Origin of the sequence: Yersinia sp. IP36721 (assembly GCF_003634395.1) — a bacterium.
Classification (GTDB): Bacteria; Pseudomonadota; Gammaproteobacteria; order Enterobacterales; family Enterobacteriaceae; genus Yersinia; species Yersinia entomophaga.
On sequence record NZ_QCZL01000003.1, the window covers coordinates 224,961 to 250,773 of the forward strand.

Sequence of the window (25,813 nt, forward strand, 5' to 3'; positions counted from 1 at the left end):
CTATAATTAATAACTGATACCGGAGTTAAGCAGAATGTCTGGATTTTTTTACCATCTATACCGGAATGTGGGTGAAGTTGAGGATCAGAATCTTAAGTCGGAGATTAAAGACGTACGCAAAACTTTATCGATAAGTTCGGAACGGACACTGATTGACAGTCAACCGTCACCCAACAAATCGAATTCTTTGAAAATCCTTATCAACCGAGGTATGGGCAGAGGCGACGATCTGGTTGTATTAGACCTAAATAGTTTAGGGAGCAACGCAGAGGAGATCCAGGAAAACATAATACGATGCGCTAAAAAGGCTATACGCATTCATTGTTACTTCCCTCAAAAGAAGCTAACTCCGACTTCTGATGGGTATGTTTTTACTTTATTACTTCCAAAGATACAAAATGAATGCAGGAAGGTGAATTTCTCGGCATTGAAGACTAGAAATATCACTAGGCCACTAGGAAGAAGAGAGGGAAGCAAATATCGTGAAAGCATCGAACTGGCTAAACGCAGAGGGCTGACTCAATCACAAACAGCAAAAGAACTGGATATAAGCATATCGACAGTTAAACGTAATTGGAATAGCGGAATTATCGGTTAATAATTCATACCTAAATACAGCCTGTAATTGCTGTTATCCCAGTTGCTGTATAAGTCATCTGGAATAAAAATAACTTCAGAGTAATTTTATTAATTATTAGGAGGTTAAATAAAACACTAAAGCAAGGTATATTGCACCTTCTGCTCACCTGAATAAGGCGCGGTATCTATCTCATGAGAGCGGTATATGTATTATTATGTCTAGTATTATTCCTAGTTCAGTTAGGGGGACATCTCAGTAAAACTACTAAATGTAGGCATCCTGTCATATGGGTAGCGTAATGGCTACCCGTTACTTGATAGTAATAATGCAAATACAGCTAATGGTATATTATGAAATCACCTTATGAATTAACCGAGAAAGAATTTGAATTAATGGAAAAGACAGCAGAGCAGAAATATAAATCATCTATGGAGCGTTATATTCTCCGTAAATCTTTTGCTGTAGTATGTAACACCCTTGAACACCATAATCGTATATTTGCTTTCCGTGCAGACCTAAGGTTTGCTGAGGATCACGTACCTGACGATCCTGACTCACCTGTTTGTCATCAGCGGGTAGATCCGCAGGCAATAACTCGCTGCATCGAGTCGCTGAAAAGCCAGTTACGAGAGGATCACAGACGTTCGGGCAGACCGGGAAAGCCTGTGTTACCCGCTTATGTCTGGGCCAGAGAGCGCAATACAAGCGAACATCCCCACTATCACTTGATGCTATTGTTCAAGCGGAACGTTTACGGATATCTGGGAAATTATACTAATCGCAATGCAGATAATATGGCAACGAGGATACAGAAAGCTTGGTGTAGCGCTGTGGGCCTTAATTATCCATACTATGCAACCTTAGCGAATTTCCCAAAGAATCAGTCATTTAAATTCGACAGGTGCGATGCTCTAACTCGTACCCCTGTTTATGAGGACTTCCTTTTGCGTCTAGCTTATCTGGCTAAAGAAAATACAAAAGATGTCCACCACGGCTACCGTAACTTTGGCACAAGCCTGTTAAAGTAGGCTACCGGTCTCAAGACAAGCGTCCAGAAGCTGCTGGTTGTACCCATCTTCGCTGAGAGTCTCTCTCCCACGATACTTGCTGTACCCAGCAGGATTTACTTGCAAGGCGCATTTGAAAAATTTAGCTTTGGTCCAGTTTGCAGACATCGTCAGGTCCCTAATTTTTTTTCAGTTTACCGCCATCATCTGATGGTGATATTTAAAGCCCAGTTAATTTTCTGTATGTTCAGCTTCAGATAAGAAAATAGCATCAAAAACATCTGTTGATTGCAGTAGCTTCTCAAGGGCATTTCTGATTGGTGTAAATACTTCATGCTCTTCGGGAAACTCGCCATATTCTCGCCAGCATTCGGCAAGCTGGTTTGAACCTAGGGTGATGGGAAGGAAGAAATTGCCTTTCCCTTGATCTATAAATCCTAGATTTACAAGTTGCTCGCGGTATCCCTGAACAATGGTATTGACGTAAGCATTGAGTTTTTTCGTTCCGCCAAAGCAGCCAGCATTCAGCTTAAATTGAAAACCAAATTCCCCTTGTTCGGTTCCTGAACCAGTTATGACGGCCAGGGCATAATCATTCCCTTTACCCACAGATGAGTAGTTTTCAAACCAATACTTGCAGTTATCATCTTTGATAACCCAGGCAGGGTGTGCAAGCCAGAGATACTCTCGTTGTTCATAATTTGAGACTCCGGCCCAATTATTCGCTTTTGTAAAACGCTCAACGCACTGATCGAGCCCTTTCCAGAAAGCAGGACTGATGTGTTGTTCAAAAAAGACTGCGGCTTCGTTAAACATTTTTAAATCCAATAGGATGAGTGTGCCAGCTTGACGTTCAGCATCATTGTATTGAGTCATATCCATTCCCTTTGATTAAAATTTGCGTGCTCGCCTAAGAAAGCAAAACGCGGCATGAGCTGCCATTTGGCGCATGGGGGAGGCATTGTTAGCAGTAACGATCTGCCTGTAAGACGATTGCAATGAAGATTCCATCGCAGCTGCGAGGTGCCACCATGAAAGGCAGGGAACATCTTCAGCTTTGAACTCTAATCCACTGGTTAGCGGTTTACCGCCATGAGGTGTTAAAAAGACAACGACCCAAGGGCGCTGTACTGCTCGTTGCATGGCATCCGAACAGTAACGGGATATCTGTTCTTTTTGCTCACCGGCATCAATTTTCACCTCGATGAGCATGAAAAAATTATCAGCATCGATCTCAATATCAACGCGATTGGTATTATCACCTGTGGGGTTTGTTTCGACTCGTACCCGGCAGTAGTGATTGAAATCTTTTGGGATATCATTCCTGTCATGTCGTATTGCCTGCAGGAATGCTTGTAAAGGTAGTCTATCAAAACCATGAGTTCCTTCGGGGTTAAGAAGCCAGGCAAGGACTGCGGTGTTACGAACTTCTTTACGCCCAAGGCCTGCTACTTCCCAAGGATCAAAAGATAAAGAGCGATGTTGCACTAATCTCAGTGGCTCAGAAAGCACGCTGAAAAACTCAGCTAACTGGGTTGCATCAATATTTATTTTTTTATCTTTTTCTCTGGTCCACTCAATGTTTTTCGGCCATTGCTGAAAAAACTCCGGTAGCCATTCAACTAGTGAAGAATTATTATGTTCCATCAGAGTACCAATCCTCTTTCGCTTTAGAGCTTCTCCAGAATCAGACACGCATCGCGATTCAACGTAATGAACTCCTGCCAGCTATATAGCTGCTGGTAGTTAAGCTGATACTGCTTCTCAACTTGGCAAATCAGCGGACGCGTTTCATAAATCGCGCACAGCTTTGTCTCCATCTGATAGTGCCGACAAATACCATCACCGCGATCGAGAAATTGCGTTTCACTGGCGCGATCGACGTGGCGACAACAGGCGCCGCACTGGTGGCAAGGAAACGCTGGCGTTAGCATCATAGCTTGCTTAACCAGCTACACACGGAACGGGTATTCCCTGCCTCAAACGGCAGATCAATATTCCGGCGCTCAACCTCGGCGCGCAGCAGCAGACCGCGCTCAATTTCGCTATTCACCGCGTTAAGATGACGCGTAAAGTGTGTTAACTCAGACGTATCAATAGCAAACTCTAACGCCGAAAGCTCCAGTAGATAGCAATCGAGTTCAGCATTAACGTGCTGATAATACTCCAGCGCTTTCTGATACTTATCTTTAAACGTATCCAGGAACGCCCAGGCCTTTTTCATCAACGTGCTGTGTTCCAGAAAATAGTTCATCACCAGGGTCAGAATACCGGTCGCCAGCGCGCCGCAGAAAGCCGCCAGTTCCGGGCCAAAGGGAAAGACGAACATCTTCGCTAAGGCTTCGTTAACCACCACGCCCGCGACCAAGGCAACACCAGCAGTCACCAGCTTGCTCACCGCCTTCGCTAACTGCCCCGGCGCTAACCCCTCAGGGTTAAAGACCATAACTTTGAAGGCCTGCACCAGATTGTTCCACATCTCACGAATCAGGCGCACCATCATCTTCTTAGTCGTAAAGAATATATTGAAGAGCGTCGTCGTGATGCTAGACAGCACGCCGCCGATCGCGCCGTCTTTAAAGGAGGTCAGGAATGTGCTGAATTTGCTCTGCACTCGCTGCCAGACGGCGCGCAATGCCTCCACCGCATCCTGCAGGAAGTCTCCAGCATCGAACGCATAACGATGCTTCTCAAACATTGCGGGAATACGCTCCCGGAACTCAAACCAGGTCTCAGCCAGAACCAGCCCCAGCATCTGACGCGTTCCCATGCGAAAAGCATTGTTCAACGTGGCGGTGGCGACATTCTTCGCAAACTTGCTGCTGGTGTAATATTCCTGATTGATCGTGCTGTTGTATTTTTCCCGCGCCTTTTTATCAGCCTCTTTCATACGTTCAAAATCGGCCGTGGCTTTATTTTCCAGTTTATTCAGCTGCTTTTGCTCTTGCTCGGAAAGTACTGGCTGACTGCGTAAGCGGGCAATTTCCTGCGTAGTAACGGCATGCTGTTCTTGCAGCGTTTGCACGAAGGCATCCATCTTTTTCGCTTTCTTCGCCTTATTCAGCGACTCATTCGTGAAGGTAAGATTCGATGAATCATTAGCCAGATTGGCGCCATCGCACTCGGCAAGGATACGCCCAGGATCGTTGTGAATTTCATGGGCGGCAATAATATGGTCGAGATTCTTTTTATCATTGGCTGAGAATGTTTCTCCGGTATAGGTATCGGTTAACGTACTTGCTTCGTGCGCCTTTTTCCCCGCCCGGTTGGTAGCAATGTAGTTTTCGTGGCGATGGTAGTGATGCGAATCATACTCTTCGCGCTGCTCGTAGCGTTGACGCTCGGCCTCGGTGGCATACACGCCCTGACGCACATTGTGAACGGTGTTCACATCGCCGCCGTGCTTATCCTCCAGCAAGAGAAAATCTAATCCAAACGAGGTGGTCAGGCTCTTGACCACCGTTTGATGTAACTCTTCACCCCAGTCAAACCTGGCTGTGTTCATTGTGCTCTGCCCATAGCAATGCCGGGCAGATTCGCCCGGCGAGTCGATTAAATACGAGAGGAAAATGCGTCGAAATCAGAGGCAGATGCCGCCAGTTTTTCGTCCAGAGCCTCTTTGTTCAGCAGGTTCATGCCATTGCTGTCGGTCTGCAGTTGGATCACGCCATCTTCAATAACGGCTTCGCCATTTTCCTGCGTCACCGGCTTGAACAGCGGCGTAGTAATCACGTCGGTCATGATGGCGGCTAATTTATATCCATTGTCGATAATTGCCATGATCTCTTCCGACTCAGAAATCTCGGTGGTGATATTCTTCTCATGACGTTCAACAATGATGGCATGCATCGCTTTCAGCGGCGCAAAGTAATGCTGAACAAAGACTGTATGCATACGGGCGATCGATTCATAAATGCTGTTGACATACTGCTGCACCTTCATTAACTGTGCTTCAGCCGCATCCATTTTCTCTACCGCCGCGGTCACTTCGCGGGAGCATTGATAAGCATTATTGAGCGCTTTTTCCGCATGGCTATCGTAGGCCCAGCCAGCGATAGCAATCAGCGGAGCGACTACCGCGCCGCCAAGCACCATCGCACCGCCCGCCATGCCCCAACCGCCAGCGGCCAGGGAACCGCCGCCAATCGCTGCCATCGTGGCGTTATAAGCCGCCGCGCCAGATAACATGGCAATCGGCGTCCCGGTAGAAGCGGCGGCAAACGCCATCACGCCGCTGTATACGGCAAAACCCGCTGCGGCGCCAGATACCCCAGCGCCAACGACTGTAGTCAGATATTCCGTGGCGGAAATCGCCAGGCTCTGGATCTTATTAATGCTGTGCTTTGGCACCGTCAGTTCAAGATCCTTATGCCCATCCTTTGCCATGCGAGCAAGAAGATCAATGGATATAATATTGAATTCATTGAAATTTTTACCAATCTGTAGCTCTTTCTCGCCCAACTCAGCCAGTTTTTTAGACGTTGTTTCATTCGCCTTATCAAAGCTCTCTTTATGCTTATCAAAGCGACGCTGCGCGCGATCTAATACGTCATCGGCTTCCGATTTTTTCTGGTAGCCATCATAAGCTTTTTTGCCACCAAACGCCGTTGCCGCTGCCGCGACGCCCAGAATAATGAAAGGTAATGCCATTGATAATAATCTCCTGTGCAATAAGTCATTGTTACCAGCTACGCATCACATTCCAGAACAGGAACTGAGTCGCGATCGCCAGCGATGTAGTTATGCAGCATGTTGATGACCGTTGTTTTTAACCATTCTGGTTCCAAAATTTCTATATTAGGTAACCAGAATAAAATTAATGGAATAATTTGATTCTGATGTGCCGCCTTGCAAAGTAAAGTCACGCCATCATCCTCTTCACACAATAATTCTTGCTGAGGCAACAAATCGCGTCGGCTAAAGTAGTCAGCAATGCTGTGGTTAATACGTACCCGGACCTCAAAAGTCTCTTCGCTAACCCAGGGATCGCGATGCTCATCAATTAATGAAAGCGTGGGAGTCTCAACAGTAAAATGCTCTTTTCTTATATCCAACCAATGAATTTTTCTTAATGAAAATGACTTTAACTTACCGCTCTCTGTCGCCTGCAGGTACCAGATATTTTTCTGGTTAACCAACTTATAAGGGTGAACAATCCGCGTTTTGTTTTTGTATAAAATATGGCAAACGCTGTTTTTCTGAATCGCTTTCTCTAATAAATTAAAATACTTCCGCAAATCATTTTTTGCCGAATGTTCGGGGCTATTAAACTGCACTCTAACGTGCTGCTCCAATGAACGTTTTTCCAGATTGCTCCAGAAGTCCTCATCTCTGTCCGGGAAAACTGCGTCGGCATCCAACAGCTTAGCCAACGGGTTATGTAGAGCATCATAGTTATTATTTTGAGCGCGTGAAGGAATTAATCGATATTCCCCACAGCCTAAACTCTCAACAAATGAGGAGAGCATGTTTAGATCGCGATAAACCGTTCGCTCAGTGATATTAAATTTCTTCATTAACCTATAGCGACTAACCATGCCATAAGTTTGTAGCTCCATCAGGATATCTACTAAACGTTCTGCAGAGCGACTCCGTGCTGAATCAGCCATAAGGTCCTACCGTTTGGTATGCTTAACGCGAATTATACATAAAGAGCTGACATGCCTTGTCAGTACATCGGCAGATGCGCACTTTTTTAGACTCACCAATAATTTATTTGATTATCATCAAACTTACCCGGACAGCGGGCTGACAACCAAAGCGCTGGAAATGGCCTGGGAGGTATCAGCTCGGAACAATTTGAAAACCAGCCTTGAGTTCAACATCATCAAGGCGCTCTACAGCAACTGCTGCATCGTCTGTAGTCTGAGAGATTAGTGAAAACAGCGCAAAGTGCGCCTGATAATAGAAACCCAGCGCTGATGCGCTAGCCTCATGCACTCCTGTCAAATCTAGTTTATCCATAATGACTCCATGCCCAGCTTTATCCTGTGCGGACGAACACTGTGTTAAAATCCTACAAATGATGCATCAGAATTGCCATTGAATACTGTGAATTACTACTAATAATCATTCATTTTTAAATCCCTAACTTGGTTACATTATAAGAAATTTCAGGCAGATATTATCCTCATGAATCCCCCGCATCCTCTATAGGATTGCGGGATTTATTGTTTTTCATGCGAAGAAATATCTATGAACACATCAGAAAGTCTGAAGGCTATCGAAAAGCCCCTAGCGTCGCTCCCACATGCTATTGGGAAACATATTCTTTTTCATATTCAAAATCTTACTCACTACGAACCGGTCATCGGCATCATGGGTAAAACAGGCGTGGGAAAATCGTCGCTCTGCAATGCGCTTTTCCAGGGTGAGGTCACGCCCGTCAGTGATGTCAACGCCTGCACTCGTGATGTGCTGCGATTGCGACTGAGCAGCGGTGACCATAACCTTATACTGGTGGACCTACCCGGTGTAGGCGAGAGTGAGCAACGGGATAGCGAATATGAATCTCTGTATCGCTGTATCCTCCCTGAGCTGGATCTCATCCTGTGGGTCATCAAAGCTGATGATCGTGCTTTCTCCGTCGATGAACGCTTCTACCGGCGAGTGATGACGGGTTACCAGCAGCGGGTACTGTTTGTCGTTAACCAAGCCGACAAAATAGAACCCAGTCATGAATGGTATGTCACCGGCAATGGGCCATCACCGCATCAGTTGGTGAATATTGAGGCAAGGCTGGAGTCCATTCGCCAGCTATTTTCACCGCATCATCCGGTATCTGTCGTCTCAGCTAGGACAGAATGGAATCTACCGTCAATGGTCGAAACCATGATGCGTTGCCTGCCTGACCGTGCCACCAGCCCTCTGGCGACGCAACTGCACGGGAGGTTATGCAGTGAACCGGTAAAAAAGCAGGCGCGTGAGGGTTTTGGTCATGCGGTTGGCGAAGTGTTTGATTCTGCGGAAGTGGCATCATTTATTCCCGCCCCACTAAAAGCGGTCATTCGTACAGTCCGCGAGACCGTGGTATCCGTTGCCCGTGCCGTTTGGGACTGGATTTTCTTCTGAGCTGGCGCACCTGCCGTTATCTTCGGGACATACCCTGTCCGTTCTGACGTTTTATAAGCCATCGAATTTGGTATGTTTTCTCTCTAAGCCCCGTCACAGTTGATTTCGGCAACAGTAAAAAATACGTCTTCTTGTGTCCATTCCCTGTCCCTGCCCCTCGTTAAAATAACTGTTTTATTTTCAACTCATTATCTCACTGGAGAACCTGTCTCATGACTCAGGCTGAACGCCGTCATGACCGGCTTGCCGTCAGGCTTTCGTTAATTATCAGCCGTCTGGTGGCGGGTGAAACGCTGGATTTGCGAACGTTGGCAACCGAATTTGGCGTGTCGGTTCGTACCCTGCGCCGGGACTTTCGGGAACGGCTGATGTATCTGGATCTAGAGTATCGCAAGGGGCAGTGTCGCTTGCTGTCCGGCGGCCGCCAGAGAGAGCTGGCTGTGATGACATTTGCCCGCCAGTCGGGCGTTGAAGCACTGTTTCCTGGTATGGATAACCATCTGGTCGCTTCACTGTTGAGCGGTCCTGGTGAGTCTCCCTGCCTTATCTGGCAGGGAGTCGCCCAAGTGTCATCCTCAGACTTGGGCGTGTTCACACGACTGGTGAGCGCAGTATCGGAACACCGTAAGGTGACGCTACTGGGAAGCGGTTGTCGCTGCACAGACCTTGCTCCCTATCGCTTGGTTCTGCGTGAGGGAGAATGGTATCTGACGGGTGAGCATCAGGCCCGGATTGCCGTTTTTCCCCTGACCGATATTCGGGCGGTCACGCTCCACAACGGCAGCTTCGCTCCAGATATAGCGGTGCGCGACATTCTCTCTCACCCGGATTTTCTTCAGGCTTTACCCCACTTTCGCTTTTTCCATTCATTGCTTGTCGCAACTGACGGCGGGCTTATACCTCAGAAGGAATAATCACGATGAAATTGCTTACCACTACAGTGCTGGCCGCTAGTTTTTGCCTTGGTGCTGTTTTTCCGGCTGATGCTGGAAACACTGTCGGTACAGTCAAAGCCTGGCAATACATGCAGGCTGACGGTTGGAAATCCGCCGATGGCATGGATGACAACACGCTGCACAACATGCTCTATCAAGCCAGCGTGATTGATAACTACCCGTGGACGAAACAGTTTCTGCTACGTGTCCGTGGCGGCGGTGCCATTTTCCTAGCCGACAAGAAAACCCACACCATTCGCCAAATAAAACTGAATCCTGTCGGTGAAACCTACAACGATATTGAAACGGTTTATCAGGGAGAAGATAAAGGTGAAGGGTGCTATTTTGCCATTATAGATAGCCAGTCTTCTGTACGGGATAAGGCTATTGATGACCTTATTTACCCCACATGGCCAGCGGTTCACGATACTGATGATGTTCTTAAGGCTAAAATTGCAAACGTCAGACAGCAAATAGCCGCGAAAGTCGTCATGGTCATGCCGGATAACTGTGTGAATAAACAGCAACAGGCCTCCCTGGCCGCTAAACGCTCAGAAAAGGACCGAAAGCTCCAGGAGTGGGTGGCACAGCAAAGCCTCGCTGAATTGTGTCGTCGCACCGGTAATTGTTGAACCACTTCCCGAAAGAAGAGTGAATATACCAGTAACGTCTTCGAACCGGGCTTCTGATAGCTATCCCACTGAATAATTTCTCTGGGCGACTCAGGGGGGCACAGATAAGGAAAATCATGTTTTCGCTAAGCCGGGGTGGATACTGCGGCTTTTGGCAAGCTGGCCTGGCTGATCCCATTTTATCTGTGGCGGCGGGCTAAAACGCTTGGGCAGAAACCCACGTATTTCTAGGTCTGGTTGGTGATGTTGGTACTGATCATTCTGACCTGATGTTAATTAACGTCTGACAAGAATATATCAGGGGATACATGGATTTATTACAAATAATGCAGATTGCAAAAAATTCAATTTACTGATTTAAGGACAGAATTATGCGTCTACCTCACGCAGTGCTGATGGTGTCAACTCTGGTGTCAGCAACAACCGCTCAGGCCATACCGAATATGTGGGCCAGTGGTTTTGGTCAGGGTGTAACAGAATACCTGATCACCAATTCGGAAAATGTCGTTTTTAACCTTAACTGCACTATGAACCCGGATGAGCAGAATACCTTACAGCATAATGTACTCATCGACTTGTCTGACGGTACTCGCGTAGATTCACGCGATGATAAAACTGCAATAACGGTTGTGACCGATGACCAACAGTTTCCGTTACCCTCTTCGCTGGGTTGGCGAAATGGGGACAACGCCTGGATCCAGTTTATTGATGCCCTTGGTCATGCCGCAACGTTCGATGTTTATGTTAATGATAAAAAAGTAGGGAGTTTTACTCCCGGTATTAAGAATACGAAAAAAGAGCTGGATAACCTTAGCGGGTGCAGGAATACCGCTGGTTAACTTTCTTTATCAGCAACCAATCGATCATCTTACGGGCCATGCCTCCTTCGGGAAGCATGGCCTTTCGTTTTTAATCTCCGAATAAGGACTTTGTAGTGTTACGCCAGCCAGACCTCGCGTGAGCCATCATCATAAGCGCTCACTGACTTTTCTTACCCTTCTCCAACGCACAGGCCCCTCGGTTTTTCCGGTGGGGCTTGTTTTCTTATTTATTTAATTTATAAGGATATTTTTCATGAATACACATTCTACCCCGCCTACGGCCTCCTCTCAGACAAACACACTGACCGCCACTGTTGTACCAAACCGCCAGCGCCTCCGTTTCTGGCCAAAGCACTTTGGCAACATACCGCAATGGCTCATTCTGGAGCCGCACGTCTTTGGCTGGATGGATCGCCTGTGTACTGATTACAACGGGGGCTCCTGGCACTTTTATACGCTTAGCAATGGGGGAGCCTTTATGGCACCAGAAAGCGATGAGCGGTGGTCACTGTTTAACGGCATGAATGGCAATGGTGCAGAAATGGGTGCTGAAGCTGCCGGTATTACCGCTTGCCTAATGACTTATAGCCACCACGCTTGCCGTACCGAAAGCGAGGCGATGACCGAACATTTCTACCGCCTGCGGGAATACGCACTGCATCACCCCGACAGCCGTGCCATTTTCTCCCTGATTGACTGAGCAACAAGGTACTCTCACCATGAAGATAACGTTATCCCCAACTGTGACTGAAATGTCACCCGGCGAACAACGTACCATCCGACGCGCCCTGAACCTGCTGGCAAAACAGTTGCGGGAACCCGGAGTGGCGTTTACCTCCACCAGCGTGACCCGCGACTGGTTGCGCCTGCATCTGACCGGGCTGGAACGTGAGATATTCGTCGTGCTGTGGCTCGACAATCAAAACCGTCTGCTGGCTCAGGAGACGTTGTTTACCGGCACCATCAACAGTACCACCGTTCACCCCCGTGAGTTGGTGAAGTCTGCCATGAAGCACAATGCGGCGAGTGCCGTATTGGCGCACAATCATCCGTCCCAATTGGCCGAACCCAGTCCAGCCGATCGGCAGATCACCGACAGGATAAAGGTGGCGTTGGAATTGGTGGATGTAAGAGTACTGGATCACCTGGTTGTGGGGGGGCTGGATATCGTGTCCTTTGCCGAACGCGGCTGGTTACCTGGCTGATAGCAACTTTCTTCCATTCTATTTATCAACCTTGCGCTGATGTCGTGCGTCTCCCTCTTTATAAGGAACATTCTCTATGGGCTGGCTATTTTCACACTGCTCTCGCCGTGAACTGATCGCAGCACTGATCCAAACCGACGGCACTGAACACTATCAACACGTTACGCTGGCACATGCCCTGCGGGGCAATGTCCTGTGGTCGGTAGTCCAGAGTACACCGAAGGATCCGGCAAAAGTCGCCAGAACGGTCATTCACTGCACCTTGATGCAGGGTTCAGGTGGGAGTTGGGGCTATAAAGCGATGGATGAATCGGTACACCCTTACTATTATTCTTGCCCAAAAGGCTATTTGACGATGGCCCCGGAGGTCTGCTCGGAATGGCGTGAAAAGGTATTGGCGCATCATCAACGTCGCTACCTGCAACGCGGTGTAATAAAGGAGGGAGGTCGGTGACAGCAATAATGCCTCTATTACGTTTTGGTCTGCAATGCAGTTCGGCCCATATCAGCGAGGACGACAATACGGTGCTGTACCGGATCTCCCACTGTCAGGATGAGTTTAGCGACGGGGAATGGATCTCGTTTTCGGGCACCGGCTATCTGCTGCGATTGGATGCGTGGACCCACCCGGTGTTGCAACTCAAACGGCTGGGACTCTCCAAAACCTGCCGCCGTCTGGTCACCACGCTGATGAAACGCCATCAACTGACTTACCTGCATATTGATGCGCTGGGTGATGTGTTGCCCGATTTTACCACGTTCGACTGGTAATACTCCCCCACACCCAACGCTCCACTCTCGCGTTATTCATTTATTTTCAAAGGACTTTCTCATGAACACGAGCACATCGCCCGTGCCTGGTGTATTCCATTTTCTCCAGCACAACATGGTCTCATCGCACGACTGGCTGAGGATATGCCAAGCCATCACCACCGCCTACCAGCAACTGTGTCAACACCCTGACACTTTGGGTTTAGCCATCGTGCCGGTTATCTGTGAATACACCGGTAACGCCAATCAGGCACGAACTGAATACCAGCAATTGCTCGCTTGGCTGCTGGCTCACTGTTATGGCCTGGAACTTAACGATACGCCCTATCACGACGATCGGGCTATTGCCCAACAGATTGAGCATGGCGTCACGGTACGTGAAACCGTAAATGAACTGGTGGAGAGATTTGACCTGGTACGCATTGATCGCCCTGGTTTCAGCCTGTTGGCACAAGACCCGACGCTGAGCTGCGGGGATATGTTACGCGCCCGTAGTGCGCTGGGCCTGCGAAGTCCCGTCATTGGCCGCCTTGCCTGACATCTCCTCTCGCTGAATCACCAACATGCCAGCTTTGCCGCTGGCATTGTACATTTTAAGGAAAACTAACGATGGAAAACCTCGAACCTGATACTACTCTACCGGCTCCCATCTGGGGCTTGAAGCGAGACATCACACCGCGCCTGGGTGCCAGATTGGTACAACAGGGCAACCACCTGCATTTTCTATCTGACCGTGCCGGTTTTGTCGGCACATTTGCTCCTGATGTTCTTAAAACACTGGATGCCGCTTTCTCTGTGCTGATTAAACAGTTAGAAGCTTGCCTATGCTCCGGTGAACTCGACCAGCGTCGTCAGCATTGCGTCACCGTGCAGCACGCCAGTTTTACTTGCGATGCCGATACGTTAGGTAGCTTTGGCCATGTCTATATAGCGGTCTATCAGACGACACCGTCCAACCCGACATAAAACCGTAGAACACACATACCACACGCCACCTTTATACCTGCCTGCGATGACGCGGGCATTTTGTTTTTAAGGAACCCAGCTATGTCAACGGCATTGAATGCGGTTATTGAACCCGATGTACTGACCGATCACACCGAAGTGATTTGCTCCACCAGTATTGAACGTATCGTCACCGGGCGTAACACCGCGCTGACGCAGATTGAAGCTCTTATTTACCAGCTTGAAGATATCTCGGTCATCACTAACAGCGTCGGTGGAGGAATAGCAAGAGACTGGGCTATGCGTCAGGACTTCCGCTGCGGCTGCTGGCTGATGGAAAAAGTAGAAACCGCCATGCCTGTGATCACCCGCAATCTTGATCGCTACCTATGGCAAGACCTGATGAAAAAGTCAGGAATGCTGTCGATCATGGATGCTCAAGCGCGTGACCAGTGGTACCGCAACCTGGAGAGCGATACTATCCCTACCATTAGCGAAGCCAATATACTCAGTACCTTTGAGCAACTGCATCAGAGCAAAGATGAGGTCTTTGAGCGTGGAGTGATCAACGTATTCAAGTCGCTTTCATGGGATTACAAGTCGAATCACCCTTGTCGGTTTGGCAAAAAAATTATTGTGTCCAATCTGGTCAGTTACAACCAATGGGGATTTACGCTTAACCACAGTTACCGGCGGGACCAACTGGCCGACCTGGAGCGAATGCTGTTCCTGCTGGATGGTAAACCGATCCCTGACAACCGTGGCGATGTTACTACCCGATTGATGGAGCATATTCGGGACAACCCTTCGAAGGATGTTTACCACGATGAGTTCTTCAGCATTCGTTACTTTCAGAAGGGAACCGCACATATCACTTTCAAGCGAAGCGATCTGACAGAAAAGATGAATGATATTGTGGCGAAGCACTATCCGGGGATGCTGGCAGCGAGATGATGAAGAGGGCAGGGAGGCAATTCCTTACCTGACCCATTACCTGACCCGATTCCAATAAAACGAAAAAGGAGTCAGACGATTTATCATCTAACTCCTTGTTTTGTTTGGTGGCCCCTACTGGACTTGAACCAGTGACCAAGCGATTATGAGTCGCGTGCTCTAACCAACTGAGCTAAGGGGCCATATGTGGCGGCGATTATACGGTAGTTTTTAGCCATAGGTCTACAGTTAGCGAGCTATGTGCGTGTTTTATGTGCAAATCTAGATGGTTGTATTTGTTGATAGAATGAGTGATGGTTTATACATTCATTCAGGGGTGCCTATGATTACAGATATTCTGCGGCCACGGTTGAAAGTGGTATTTTGCGGTATTAATCCGGGGCTGAGCAGCGCCAATCGCGGTTTTCACTTTGCCAATAGGAGCAATCGCTTTTGGAAAGTTATCCATTTGGCCGGGTTCACTAAACGCCAGTTGGCTCCTGAGGATGAATTAGAACTACTGGATACCGACTGTGGCATTACCGCATTGGTAGAACGGCCCACGGTAGCGGCAGCGGAGTTATCTGCGGCAGAATTGCGTCAGGGCGCGCAGGAACTGATTGATAAAATAACCCTATACCAACCTCGGATTCTGGCTGTTTTAGGCAAGCAGGCCTTTAGCAGTGCTTTTGGCGTACGTAAAATGCAGTGGGGGCGTCAGGAGCTAAAGATCGGTAATACTGAGGTTTGGGTATTGCCTAATCCCAGCGGATTGAATCGTGCGACGCTGGACGAGCTAGTAGCTGCCTATCGTCAGGTTTATCTTCGGCTGAACGAAAAAGCCGATGAAAGTTGATGCAGAATAGATAATAGATAAATAAAAACCCCGGTTAACCGGGGTTTTTTGACTCAAGTGCGCTGACGATTAATCGTCAAGGAAGCTACGCAGAACTTCTGAACGGCTTGGGTGGCGCAGTTTACGCAGCGCTTTGGCTTCGATCTGACGAATACGTTCACGGGTTACGTCGAACTGCTTACCAACTTCTTCCAAAGTATGATCAGTGTTCATATCGATACCAAAACGCATACGCAGAACTTTCGCTTCACGAGCGGTCAAGCCAGCCAACACGTCGTGAGTTGCGGAACGCAGGCTCTCTGAGGTAGCAGAATCCAGCGGCAGCTCCAGCGTAGTATCTTCGATGAAATCGCCCAGATGTGAATCTTCATCATCACCAATTGGCGTTTCCATTGAGATCGGCTCTTTCGCGATCTTCAGCACTTTGCGGATCTTGTCTTCCGGCATCAGCATACGTTCTGCTAATTCTTCCGGGGTAGGTTCACGACCCATTTCCTGCAACATCTGACGGGAGATACGGTTGAGTTTGTTAATTGTCTCAATCATATGCACCGGAATGCGGATGGTGCGCGCCTGGTCTGCGATGGAACGGGTAATTGCCTGACGAATCCACCAAGTGGCATAAGTCGAGAACTTATAACCACGACGGTATTCAAACTTATCTACCGCTTTCATCAAGCCGATGTTGCCTTCCTGAATTAAATCAAGGAATTGCAGGCCGCGATTGGTGTATTTTTTAGCGATAGAAATAACCAGACGCAAGTTCGCCTCGACCATTTCTTTCTTCGCACGACGAGCTTTCGCTTCGCCGATAGACATACGACGGTTGATATCTTTCACTTGCTCGATGGTCAGACCGGTTTCTTCTTCGATCTGACGCAGTTTTTGCAGGCTACGTTGGACATCTTCCGCTACGTCTTTCAGTTTTTCAGACCATGGTTTACCCATCGCGACAGCCGCAGCAAACCAGGTATCGCTGGTTTCGTTGCTGGCAAACAGCGTGACGAAGTTTTTCTTCGGCATTTTGCACTGCTCAACGCACAGCTTCATGATGATACGTTCTTGAGTACGAACGCGATCCATCATGGTGCGCATGTTGTTGACCAGATAGTCAAACTGCTTAGGCACTAGGCGGAACTGTTTGAAAACTTCAGAAAGTTTCAGAATTTCAGCGGCAGCGCTGGCATGGCTACGGCCATTTTTCTTGATTTCTTTCCGTGCGTTTTCGTATTGTTCGCGCAGGTCGCTGAATTTTTGACGCGCCAGTTCCGGATCGATGCTGTTATCGTCTTCGCTGTCGTCGTCTTCGTCTTCATCTTCGTCGTCATCATCGTCCATCTCTTCGGCGGACAATTCTGAACCTACGTGGGTTGCGGTTGGCGCAATATCTTCTTCGGCATTCGGGTCAACAAAGCCGGTGATCAGGTCGGACAGGCGGGCTTCGCCAGCTTCAACGCGATCGTATTGCTCTAACAGATAAGTAATAGCTTCAGGATATTCTGCAACAGAACATTGCACCTGATTGATACCGTCTTCGATACGCTTGGCAATATCAATCTCGCCTTCACGGGTCAGAAGCTCAACGGTACCCATTTCACGCATATACATGCGGACCGGATCGGTCGTACGACCAATTTCGGATTCGACACTGGACAACACCTGTGCAGCAGCTTCAGCCGCATCATCGTCGGTATCATTGGTGTTTTCGGCCAGCATTAAATCATCGGCATCAGGTGCTTCTTCCAGCACCTGTATACCCATGTCATTAATCATCTGGATGATGTCTTCGATCTGATCGGAATCGACGATATCTTCCGGCAGATGGTCATTGACCTCAGCATAGGTCAGATAGCCTTGCTCCTTACCACGGGTGACAAGTAGCTTCAGCTGTGACTGCGGGTTTTGCTCCATAAGACGGTATCCACACTTCAGAGTATTTGGGTTGGTGTCGGTCGGCGAAACCGCCAACAATAGCATTTGGGGCTTTTTTTTTCGCCGCTGCCCGCTATGGCGGCATATTGCAGGGATTCGCCCCCGCATTTATCGGCAATTAAGCCGTTGGGTAGTTCATTTCTTCTTGGCTAACGCAAGATTCAAAGACCAAAGCTCTTTACGTTCTTCGGCGTTTAATCCATGTGTTCGATCGCGGGCAATCAATGTTTCCTGACGCTGTTCCAAAATTGAGTCATACAGACTCGCCAGCGTATCGACAAAGGTCGGCTCGACCATCTCCTCAGCAATCATGTGGTTCCAAGTTGCCAAGGTTTCAAGCTGTTGACTGAATTTATTATCACGATACTGTTCCAGCAATTGGCCTGTCGTCAGCCCCGGCTGAGCCAAACAGGTATTTACCAGCTCAATAAATAGCGGTAATCCAGCCAGTTTCGCCTGCTCAACTCCCTGTAGTGAGGGAATAAGTGTAGCCAGTTGCGGGTTTTGTACCAGTAGCCCTATAAGTATACGCATGGTTGTGCGTTTTAGCTGGGGCGGTTGGTAGGTATTCGTGTTTTCAGCCTGTTTAGGCATCAGCTTATCTAGCTGACTATCATCCAGGATGCCTAATTTGTTACCTAACTGCTGGCGCAGATAAAGCCGCAGCGTTTCTCCCGGCACCTGGCTGATTAAAGGCAGCGCCAAGGTACTTAATTTGGCTCGCCCATCGGGGCTGCTCAAATCGACCTGCGGCATGAGAGTTTCGAACAAGAAGGTTGATAGCGGCTGCGCCTGCTCCATCCTTTGTTCGAACGCCTCTTTACCTTCTTTACGCACCAGCGTATCGGGATCTTCTCCGTCAGGTAAAAACATAAAACGTAGCTGACGGCCATCGTTCAAATAGGGCAGAGCGGTTTCCAATGCCCGCCAGGCGGCATCTCGGCCAGCCCGGTCGCCGTCATAACAGCAAATAACCTGATCGGTGGCGCGGAACAGCAGCTGAATATGTTCAGCCGTCGTTGAGGTTCCAAGTGAGGCAACGGCATAATCAATGCCAAATTGCGCTAACGCCACCACATCCATATACCCCTCCACCACGAGTAAACGCGTTGGATTGGGATGAATAACCTGTGCTTCATACAAGCCGTATAACTGGCGACCCTTATGAAAAATTTCTGTTTCCGGTGAGTTGAGGTATTTGGGAACACCGTCCCCCAGAATACGACCACCAAAAGCGATTACTCGCCCGCGCTTATCGCGAATTGGGAACATAACGCGTTCACGGAAACGGTCGTAAGTTCGCCCTGTATCATTAGTCACCAGCATACCGGCATCGTTCAGTGCGGTACGACTTTCGGCATCACGACCAAAGCGTTTTAAGGCATTGTCCCAACCTGCGGGAGCAAAACCAATGGCGAAATGGTGGATAATATCTTCACTCAAACCGCGGTGTTCGAGATAACCACGTGCCTGTTTAGCTGATGGGCTATTGAGTGACTGCTGATAGAAAGCGCTAAGCTGATCCATCAATTGATAAAGACTTTGTCGTTGATGACGTTCGATCTGCGTGCTGCCGGTTCCTGCCTCGTAAGGCACTTCCAGCCCGTGCATGGTAGCTAATTCTTCGATACTTTCGACAAACTCCAGTCGATCGTAATTCATCAAAAAATCTACCGCGTTGCCGTGGGCACCACAGCCAAAACAGTGATAAAACTGCTTTTCGCCATTAACGGTGAATGAGGGTGTTTTCTCATGATGGAACGGACAACACGCGTGATAATTTTTGCCTTGCTTCTTCAGCTTTACCCGGGCATCGATAAGATCGACGATGTCGGTTCTAGCCAGCAAGTCATTGATAAATACCCGCGGAATTCGTCCAGCCATAAGCCCCTATTCGCTAGTCCATAAACGAGAATAAGCCGCGCATTCCTTTCGGAAAGCACGGCCTTCGTTGCAACTACTCGGTCTGCGCGTTCTTAGAAACTAACAAATCACGCTGCGGGGTTGCCCCCGAAGAATTAATACAGACGAGTGCGGCGTGCGTTTTCGCGAGCCAATTTCTTCGCGTGACGTTTTACAGCAGAAGCTTTAGCGCGTTTACGTTCGGTAGTCGGTTTTTCATAGAACTCACGACGACGAACTTCAGCTAAAACACCTGCTTTTTCGCAGGAACGTTTGAAACGACGAAGAGCTACGTCGAATGGCTCGTTTTCACGTACTTTAATTACCGGCATGTGCCTCTCACCTCAATAGAAATCGGTTTCTGCTGGCCAAGTGCCAGCCTTCTCAAAATGGTGCGGAATTTTACTTCAATGGATGCTGCGTTGTAAAGCACCACAGCAAATTGAAACAGGCACGCCCCTGTATGACCGACCACTGTTTTATTATCAGAAGTGCGGCGGGCGCTGATTATATACTAAACAGCGGTTCGGGTCGAACGAATCAACAATTTTTTCAATTATAGTGAGACTCAACAACATTCTGGCGACCTTCCGCAGAGAAATCAGGCCATTGCATAGGGAAATGATGTTTTCTGAAAAACTAAATAAACAGTCAATAGCAGAAACCATGACTGTCCTCACGGTTGTGGTAAACTGTCCGCCGCACGTGAATGATGGGAAATGTAATGCGAGTCTTGGGTATAGAAACATCCTGCGATGAAACCGGAATTGCAGTTTATGACGATGAAACCGGTCTGTTAGCCAACCAATTATACAGTCAGGTCAAATTACACGCAGATTACGGCGGCGTAGTTCCTGAACTGGCCTCGCGCGATCACGTGCGAAAAACCGTACCGCTGATTCAGGCTGCTTTAAAAGAAGCCAATCTGAAACCGGAAGATATCGACGGCGTAGCCTATACCGCCGGGCCGGGTTTGGTCGGTGCTTTGCTGGTTGGTGCCACCATTGGCCGCGCGTTGGCTTTTGCCTGGAATGTGCCTGCGGTGCCGGTTCATCATATGGAAGGCCACCTGTTGGCGCCTATGCTGGAAGAAAACGCGCCAGAGTTTCCGTTTGTCGCTTTGCTGGTTTCCGGCGGTCATACGCAATTAATCAGCGTGACCGGCATTGGCGAATACCAACTGCTTGGTGAATCCGTTGATGATGCGGCTGGTGAAGCTTTCGATAAAACCGCAAAGCTGTTAGGTCTGGATTATCCCGGCGGGCCGATGCTGTCACGTATGGCTCAACAAGGGGATGCTTCCCGCTTCACGTTCCCTCGGCCAATGACTGACCGTCCGGGGCTAGATTTTAGCTTTTCCGGCCTGAAAACCTTTGCCGCCAATACCATTCGCGCCAACGGTAATGACGATCAGACTCGCGCCGATATTGCTCGCGCCTTTGAAGATGCGGTCGTGGATACATTAGCAATCAAATGTAGACGGGCGCTGGATCAAACCGGCTTCAAACGTTTAGTTATCGCCGGTGGGGTGAGCGCCAACACCACATTGCGTCGTAAATTAGCCGAAATGATGCAAAAACGCGGCGGCGAAGTGTTCTACGCTCGTCCTGAATTTTGCACAGATAATGGCGCGATGATCGCTTATGCGGGCATGATTAGGCTGAAAACTGGTGTGAATAGCGAGTTGACGGTGTCGGTTAGGCCACGTTGGCCGTTGGCTGAACTTCCGAAAGTCTAGGCAGGGCTGCGGCTGCGTTGCCGCAGTCATTCAAAATGTTCATGGATTTTAGCCCACTCACTCCGCTTTTTTAATCCTCAGCGCTTGCCTCGCTCTCGCTCTGTCATCAGAACTGAGTTACGGGAGCGGACGAGCGCTAAATCAGTCTTCCAACTCCTGTTCTTCTGCTTCTTCGGCAGCGGTTTTCTGTCTTTTCTTCTTCAACTTGTCCCAAATTTTACTTTCCTGACCGCGCCATAAACGCTGAATATTATCGTGGTGACGCATCAGAATCAGGCAGGAAAGCATAGCGACCGGGAAGGTAAACTGTGGTTTAAACCACCAGACATAAAACGGGGCTATCAGGGCGCTGACAATCGCACCTAATGAGGAGTAACCGCTCAACAGTACTGTTAGCAGCCAGGTTCCTGTCATTAAACCCGTGAGATCCCAGCCGATAGGTGCGATAGCACCAAAAGCCGTCGCTACGCCCTTGCCACCGCGAAAATTAAAGAATACCGGATAGATATGGCCCAGACAGGCGGCGATAGCGGTAATGCCAAGGTAAAGAGGGGAAACATGCAGAAGATAAGCGATCCATACCGGCAGCATACCTTTTATCACATCAAACACTAATACTGCCGCCGCTGCCGTGCGGCCGCCGATGCGTAATACGTTGGTCGCTCCGGGATTCCCTGAACCGTTTTCACGCGGATCGGGTAATTTAGCGATTCGACACACCAGAATCGCGCTGGAAATTGAGCCACACAAATACGCGAAGAGAATCATACCAAGCGCGATAGCACTCATAACGCCGCCCCGTTTAATAATGGTCGTTTTAATCGCAACATCAGTGGATAATACGCATATTCGGCTGGAAGTGATATCCGGTAGGCACAAAAACAGAGAATGACGTGATGGACATCGTATTTATTGAAGAACTCAGCGTGATTACCACCATCGGTGTTTATGACTGGGAACAGACTATTAAACAGAAGTTAGTGTTCGATATCGAAATGGGATGGAATAACCGCAAAGCGGCCGCCAGTGACGATGTCAGCGATTGTTTAAGCTATGCTGATATCAGCGATGCCATCTTGAAACACGTCGAAGGCCAGCGTTTTGCATTGGTTGAGCGAGTGGCAGAAGAAGTTGCCGAAATATTATTGCAGCGTTTTGCTTCTCCCTGGGTGAGAATCAAGGTCAGCAAACCTGGCGCAGTAGCGGAAGCTCGCAACGTCGGCGTAATAATTGAACGCGGTGAGCGAACCTGCTGATTTTTCTGGCGACAAAGTGCCATAAAAATGAAACCATCCATTGATAAGCTGGTCATATTACGGCGGTTGATGTTTTCAATTTAATAGAATTTAAACGGCAGTGTTTTTCTATAACATTGCCGTTTTTTGTGGTTTTCTCTTATTGGGTATGGGTAGCGTAGATGACGGATATGTATTCGCTGTTTGTGGCATTTATTCTGGGCGTGGTCGAAGGTTTAACCGAGTTTCTACCAGTATCATCAACCGGACATATGATCATCGTGGGCCATCTCTTGGGCTTTACCGGTGAGAAAGCTGAAACTTTCGAAGTTATCATCCAGTTAGGCTCGATTCTGGCCGTGGTCGTGGTGTTCTGGCGCAGGTTGTTCGGCCTGATCGGTATCCACTTTGGCGGTAAGAAAGTGGCTAACGATGGCCAGACCGGCGGTCATTTAACGCTCGGGCACATATTATTGGCCATGATTCCGGCGGTCGTCTTGGGTCTGGTATTCCACGATGCGATAAAGTCATTGTTTCAGCCTCAAAGTGTGATGTACGCCTTGGTGGTCGGCGGCCTGCTGCTGCTGGCGGCGGAATGGCTGAAACCTAAAAACCCTAAAGCGGTTGGGTTGGACGATATTACGTATCGTCAGGCATTTATGATTGGCTGCTTCCAGTGTTTAGCTCTGTGGCCGGGCTTCTCCCGCTCTGGGGCGACCATTTCTGGCGGTATGCTGACCGGCGTGAGCCGTTATGCAGCATCTGAATTTTCGTTTATTCTGGCCGTACCTATGATGTTGGGTGCCAGCGGATTGGATTTGTATAAGAGCCTGCACTTCCTGACTTTGGGCGATTTACCGATGTTTGCCGTTGGTTTTGCTACGGCATTCGTGGTGGCGCTGATTGCTATCAAAACCTTCCTGTCATTGATTAAGCGAATCTCGTTTGTGCCTTTCGCTATTTACCGTTTTGTAGTGGCCGCGGCAGTGTATTGGGTATTTATGTAAACTTTTTAAGTTAATAAATGCCAAAAAAAGCCCTGATTTAACAGGGCTTTTTTACACCTGTTTATTGAAATTCGCTGTTCTGGTTAGTTTCGCAGAGAGTCAGTTTCCAGTCTGCCAACGCTTGCTGGCGGCGACGTTTGACTTCATCCCTAATCGCCAGACCTTGCAGGCCGCTGGCAACCACTTCCTTGATCGACACGCCATTAGCAACCTGATAGGCCGCGCGCAGATAATCGCCCTGCGGATAAGGATTATTTTCAAAACCGGTGCGTCCACGGGCATCGGCTTCGCTGGTCATAATCATTTGCTCTAAACGTTCCGGTTTGCGCCAGACGTCAATGGCGTCAAACAACTTGAGTAGGGTTTCCGGGCGCAATTTATCGACGGTATGAATCAAATCGTGATATTCCGCCACTAGTTTTGCCAAATCCCGAATAGGATTGGGTACTCGCAGGCGTTGGCACATTTTCTCTACCCGTTTGACACCTGCGGGGCCATGGCCGTGGTGACGCGGCCAGAATTCTTTGGGCGTCAGTCCCTTGCCTAAATCGTGGCACAGTGCGGCGAAGCGAATATCAATGTCTGGACTAAGCTGTGCGGCAATGGCCAGCGTCATCAAAGTATGGATACCGGTATCAATCTCTGGATGCCATTTCTCCGGAGCAGGCACGCCAAACAGCGCGTCAATTTCCGGGAACAGCACAGCCAGCGCGCCGCAGTCGCGTAAAACCTGAAAATAGGTTTGTGGACTCTGGCTGATTAAGGCTTTTTCTGTTTCTTTCCATACGCGCTCTGGCGTGAGCGCCGAAAGCTCGCCGCTGTCGGCCATTTGGCGCATTAATATCTGAGTCTCTGGCGCGATAGAAAAGCCCAGATGAGCAAAGCGAGCGGCAAAGCGGGCGACTCGCAGTACGCGTAGTGGATCTTCGCCAAAGGCGTCAGAAACATGGCGCAAAATGCGGTTTTCCAGATCCTTTTGGCCATGATAAGGATCAAAAAGTTCGCCTTCCGCGCTACGGGCAATGGCGTTGATGGTCAGATCCCGACGGAGTAAATCTTCTTCCAGCGTGACGTCCGGTGCGGCATAGCAGGTAAAGCCGGTGTAACCCTGACCGGATTTTCGCTCGGTACGTGCCAAAGCATATTCTTCACGGCTGACCGGATGAAGGAATACCGGGAAATCCTTGCCGACCTGCTGATAACCTAGAGAAAGCAACTGCTCAGGAGTGGCACCGACCACTACCCAATCCCGCTCGGTGACCGGCAGATTTAATAAATTGTCGCGTACGGCACCGCCGACCAGGTAGATATTCACTGTTATTCTCCTGATACCGATTGTATCGATGATTCTGAAATAAGAGGCTTAAGGCCTGACCAGAGTATAGCGAGGTGGGGCGAGCAAATAAAATCGGCCGCCTGATGGCAGCCGATAGGATTCAATCTACAGTTTCCGCGATTAATTCATCCAGCGGTTATTTTTCTTACGGCTTGGGATAAGGTGCGGCAATACCAGACCCAGCAGCAGACCGATACCGGCAACGCCGCCACCGTACATAAACCATTGCAGAATAATGGTGCGCTGCTTGTCATCCAACTGTAGGTTGACGGCGTTCACTTTCTTCTGCGCGACAACCAATTGGTTTTTCAGCGCTGCATTTTCTTGTTTCAGCGCGTTAATCACGCCGTCGCTGGCCGCAACTTTCTGCTGCATTTCAGCGGTACGCTGATTCCAGCTATTATCAATATTAGCCAGTTTGTCCGTCAGGGTTTTAACCTGTTGTTCCAAATCAGGTAAACGCACTCGCATACTTGGCGACTGACTCAATTGATCCATTGGGATCCAAGTGGTACGCCCTTTACTGTCGCGAATTTGGCCATAATCTGCCGCTTCGTTAACGCTGATCAGGGTGACTTCATCGCCGGCATTTAGCGTGCCGAGAATGCGGTATTGGTTACCGGGGCCGCTATGGACGTAGGTGATTAGCTCATCGGAGATGTAGCGTTTTTCTTCAGCGTGCGCGCCCCAACTGATGCTTAGACTTAGCACTGCGAGACAAATTAGGCGTAATTTCTGCATTAGATCATCGTTTATGAGTGAATTTATGGAACGATAGTAGAGGGTTCAGTTTGCCGACGCAACGCATAAACCGGAATGAGAACTATCTTACTCTCAATGCCAGTGCGGGTTTAGCGCGATTTTCGCCGGTTTTTCAGAAACTAAAATTAGTCTGATCAAGCTAGTA

General features: G+C 48.8%; 30 protein-coding genes, 1 tRNA gene and 1 pseudogene. 18 read left to right on the plus strand and 14 right to left on the minus strand.

Features of this window, described 5'->3' with window-relative positions:
* Positions 1-34 precede the first annotated feature (34 nt).
* Both DBA33_RS20880 and DBA33_RS04790 read left to right on the plus strand, forming a co-directional pair.
* Positions 35-598 (plus strand): hypothetical protein, encoded by a 564-nt coding sequence (locus tag DBA33_RS20880; protein WP_240442682.1) that lies wholly within the window; start codon positions 35-37, stop codon positions 596-598.
* 332 nt (positions 599-930) lie between these two features.
* Complete coding sequence (locus DBA33_RS04790; protein WP_120805724.1) at positions 931-1,608, plus strand: inovirus Gp2 family protein; 678 nt, start codon at positions 931-933, stop codon at positions 1,606-1,608.
* Between the two features lie 210 nt (positions 1,609-1,818).
* Here DBA33_RS04790 and DBA33_RS04795 read toward each other — a convergent pair whose 3' ends face one another.
* From DBA33_RS04795 to DBA33_RS04825, 7 genes are all read right to left on the minus strand, one after another.
* A complete protein-coding gene (locus DBA33_RS04795) occupies positions 1,819-2,463 on the minus strand; it encodes a hypothetical protein (RefSeq protein WP_120805726.1) in 645 nt (214 codons plus the stop codon).
* 15 nt (positions 2,464-2,478) lie between these two features.
* On the minus strand, positions 2,479-3,234 hold the full coding sequence (locus DBA33_RS04800) for a PD-(D/E)XK nuclease family protein (RefSeq protein ID WP_205582768.1): 756 nt from the start codon (positions 3,232-3,234) through the stop codon (positions 2,479-2,481).
* A gap of 23 nt (positions 3,235-3,257) precedes the next feature.
* Entirely contained in the window at positions 3,258-3,524 is a 267-nt protein-coding gene (locus tag DBA33_RS04805) for a YkgJ family cysteine cluster protein (RefSeq protein WP_120805728.1), read from the minus strand.
* Positions 3,521-5,092 (minus strand): cobalamin adenosyltransferase, encoded by a 1,572-nt coding sequence (locus tag DBA33_RS04810; protein ID WP_120805730.1) that lies wholly within the window; start codon positions 5,090-5,092, stop codon positions 3,521-3,523. Before DBA33_RS04810 ends, DBA33_RS04805 begins: the two co-directional genes overlap by 4 nt.
* Before the next feature lie 47 nt (positions 5,093-5,139).
* Complete coding sequence (locus DBA33_RS04815) at positions 5,140-6,237, minus strand: chemotaxis protein (RefSeq protein ID WP_120805732.1); 1,098 nt, start codon at positions 6,235-6,237, stop codon at positions 5,140-5,142.
* A 38-nt stretch (positions 6,238-6,275) separates the two neighbouring features.
* Entirely contained in the window at positions 6,276-7,196 is a 921-nt protein-coding gene (locus DBA33_RS04820) for a WYL domain-containing protein (protein WP_120805734.1), read from the minus strand.
* Positions 7,197-7,371: 175 nt separating this feature from the next.
* The gene (locus tag DBA33_RS04825) at positions 7,372-7,551 is read right to left on the minus strand and encodes a hypothetical protein (RefSeq protein WP_120805736.1); all 180 of its coding nucleotides are present in this window, start codon (positions 7,549-7,551) and stop codon (positions 7,372-7,374) included.
* A 231-nt stretch (positions 7,552-7,782) separates the two neighbouring features.
* Between DBA33_RS04825 and DBA33_RS04830 the strand changes: the two genes are divergently transcribed.
* From DBA33_RS04830 to DBA33_RS04885, 12 genes and pseudogenes are all read left to right on the plus strand, one after another.
* On the plus strand, positions 7,783-8,658 hold the full coding sequence (locus DBA33_RS04830; RefSeq protein WP_120805738.1) for a GTPase family protein: 876 nt from the start codon (positions 7,783-7,785) through the stop codon (positions 8,656-8,658).
* Positions 8,659-8,870: 212 nt separating this feature from the next.
* Positions 8,871-9,572 carry a WYL domain-containing protein gene (locus DBA33_RS04835; protein WP_120805740.1) on the plus strand — a complete coding sequence of 234 codons (702 nt, stop codon included), beginning with the start codon at positions 8,871-8,873 and terminating at the stop codon, positions 9,570-9,572.
* A gap of 5 nt (positions 9,573-9,577) precedes the next feature.
* Complete coding sequence (locus DBA33_RS04840; protein ID WP_120805742.1) at positions 9,578-10,225, plus strand: hypothetical protein; 648 nt, start codon at positions 9,578-9,580, stop codon at positions 10,223-10,225.
* A 123-nt stretch (positions 10,226-10,348) separates the two neighbouring features.
* Positions 10,349-10,456: pseudogene (locus DBA33_RS04845) on the plus strand (DUF4339 domain-containing protein); the annotation flags it as partial.
* A gap of 140 nt (positions 10,457-10,596) precedes the next feature.
* Positions 10,597-11,064: a hypothetical protein gene (locus tag DBA33_RS04850; RefSeq protein ID WP_205582769.1), complete on the plus strand. Its 468-nt coding sequence runs from the start codon at positions 10,597-10,599 to the stop codon at positions 11,062-11,064.
* A 235-nt stretch (positions 11,065-11,299) separates the two neighbouring features.
* A complete protein-coding gene (locus tag DBA33_RS04855; RefSeq protein WP_120805744.1) occupies positions 11,300-11,746 on the plus strand; it encodes an antirestriction protein in 447 nt (148 codons plus the stop codon).
* A gap of 19 nt (positions 11,747-11,765) precedes the next feature.
* A complete protein-coding gene (radC, locus tag DBA33_RS04860; RefSeq protein ID WP_120805746.1) occupies positions 11,766-12,251 on the plus strand; it encodes a DNA repair protein RadC in 486 nt (161 codons plus the stop codon).
* 76 nt (positions 12,252-12,327) lie between these two features.
* Positions 12,328-12,705: a hypothetical protein gene (locus DBA33_RS04865; protein ID WP_120805748.1), complete on the plus strand. Its 378-nt coding sequence runs from the start codon at positions 12,328-12,330 to the stop codon at positions 12,703-12,705.
* 8 nt (positions 12,706-12,713) lie between these two features.
* Positions 12,714-13,022, plus strand: a complete 309-nt coding sequence (locus DBA33_RS04870) for a DUF5983 family protein (RefSeq protein ID WP_114192265.1) — start codon at positions 12,714-12,716, stop codon at positions 13,020-13,022.
* A gap of 208 nt (positions 13,023-13,230) precedes the next feature.
* Positions 13,231-13,560: a TA system toxin CbtA family protein gene (locus DBA33_RS04875; protein WP_346341321.1), complete on the plus strand. Its 330-nt coding sequence runs from the start codon at positions 13,231-13,233 to the stop codon at positions 13,558-13,560.
* A 71-nt stretch (positions 13,561-13,631) separates the two neighbouring features.
* Positions 13,632-13,988 (plus strand): type IV toxin-antitoxin system YeeU family antitoxin, encoded by a 357-nt coding sequence (locus DBA33_RS04880; RefSeq protein ID WP_120805750.1) that lies wholly within the window; start codon positions 13,632-13,634, stop codon positions 13,986-13,988.
* Positions 13,989-14,069: 81 nt separating this feature from the next.
* The gene (locus DBA33_RS04885) at positions 14,070-14,921 is read left to right on the plus strand and encodes a DUF4942 domain-containing protein (protein ID WP_120805752.1); all 852 of its coding nucleotides are present in this window, start codon (positions 14,070-14,072) and stop codon (positions 14,919-14,921) included.
* 105 nt (positions 14,922-15,026) lie between these two features.
* Here DBA33_RS04885 and DBA33_RS04890 read toward each other — a convergent pair.
* Positions 15,027-15,103, minus strand: a tRNA-Ile gene (locus DBA33_RS04890).
* 140 nt (positions 15,104-15,243) lie between these two features.
* Between DBA33_RS04890 and mug the strand changes: the two genes are divergently transcribed.
* The gene (gene mug, locus DBA33_RS04895) at positions 15,244-15,756 is read left to right on the plus strand and encodes a G/U mismatch-specific DNA glycosylase (protein ID WP_064515201.1); all 513 of its coding nucleotides are present in this window, start codon (positions 15,244-15,246) and stop codon (positions 15,754-15,756) included.
* Between the two features lie 69 nt (positions 15,757-15,825).
* Here mug and rpoD read toward each other — a convergent pair whose 3' ends face one another.
* From rpoD to rpsU, 3 genes are all read right to left on the minus strand, one after another.
* Entirely contained in the window at positions 15,826-17,667 is a 1,842-nt protein-coding gene (rpoD, locus tag DBA33_RS04900) for an RNA polymerase sigma factor RpoD (protein ID WP_064515199.1), read from the minus strand.
* Positions 17,668-17,823: 156 nt separating this feature from the next.
* The gene (gene dnaG, locus DBA33_RS04905) at positions 17,824-19,572 is read right to left on the minus strand and encodes a DNA primase (protein WP_049597799.1); all 1,749 of its coding nucleotides are present in this window, start codon (positions 19,570-19,572) and stop codon (positions 17,824-17,826) included.
* 134 nt (positions 19,573-19,706) lie between these two features.
* Positions 19,707-19,922, minus strand: a complete 216-nt coding sequence (gene rpsU, locus DBA33_RS04910; protein ID WP_001144069.1) for a 30S ribosomal protein S21 — start codon at positions 19,920-19,922, stop codon at positions 19,707-19,709.
* A gap of 392 nt (positions 19,923-20,314) precedes the next feature.
* Here rpsU and tsaD point away from each other — a divergent pair, with 392 nt between their 5' ends.
* Positions 20,315-21,328: a tRNA (adenosine(37)-N6)-threonylcarbamoyltransferase complex transferase subunit TsaD gene (gene tsaD, locus DBA33_RS04915; RefSeq protein ID WP_064515197.1), complete on the plus strand. Its 1,014-nt coding sequence runs from the start codon at positions 20,315-20,317 to the stop codon at positions 21,326-21,328.
* A 141-nt stretch (positions 21,329-21,469) separates the two neighbouring features.
* Here the strand turns inward: tsaD and plsY are convergent, their stop codons facing one another.
* On the minus strand, positions 21,470-22,117 hold the full coding sequence (plsY, locus tag DBA33_RS04920) for a glycerol-3-phosphate 1-O-acyltransferase PlsY (RefSeq protein ID WP_064515195.1): 648 nt from the start codon (positions 22,115-22,117) through the stop codon (positions 21,470-21,472).
* 107 nt (positions 22,118-22,224) lie between these two features.
* Between plsY and folB the strand changes: the two genes are divergently transcribed.
* Positions 22,225-22,584 (plus strand): bifunctional dihydroneopterin aldolase/7,8-dihydroneopterin epimerase, encoded by a 360-nt coding sequence (gene folB / locus DBA33_RS04925; protein ID WP_064515192.1) that lies wholly within the window; start codon positions 22,225-22,227, stop codon positions 22,582-22,584.
* Between the two features lie 161 nt (positions 22,585-22,745).
* Positions 22,746-23,570 carry an undecaprenyl-diphosphate phosphatase gene (bacA, locus tag DBA33_RS04930; protein ID WP_049597795.1) on the plus strand — a complete coding sequence of 275 codons (825 nt, stop codon included), beginning with the start codon at positions 22,746-22,748 and terminating at the stop codon, positions 23,568-23,570.
* Positions 23,571-23,631: 61 nt separating this feature from the next.
* On the opposite strand, the gene DBA33_RS04935 is transcribed toward bacA, so the two are convergent.
* Together DBA33_RS04935 and DBA33_RS04940 are read right to left on the minus strand one after the other, a co-directional pair.
* Positions 23,632-24,885, minus strand: coding sequence for a multifunctional CCA addition/repair protein (locus tag DBA33_RS04935; RefSeq protein ID WP_064515190.1), 1,254 nt, complete (start codon positions 24,883-24,885; stop codon positions 23,632-23,634).
* Positions 24,886-25,026: 141 nt separating this feature from the next.
* Positions 25,027-25,647 carry a TIGR04211 family SH3 domain-containing protein gene (locus tag DBA33_RS04940; RefSeq protein WP_064515188.1) on the minus strand — a complete coding sequence of 207 codons (621 nt, stop codon included), beginning with the start codon at positions 25,645-25,647 and terminating at the stop codon, positions 25,027-25,029.
* Between the last annotated feature and the right edge of the window lie 166 nt (positions 25,648-25,813).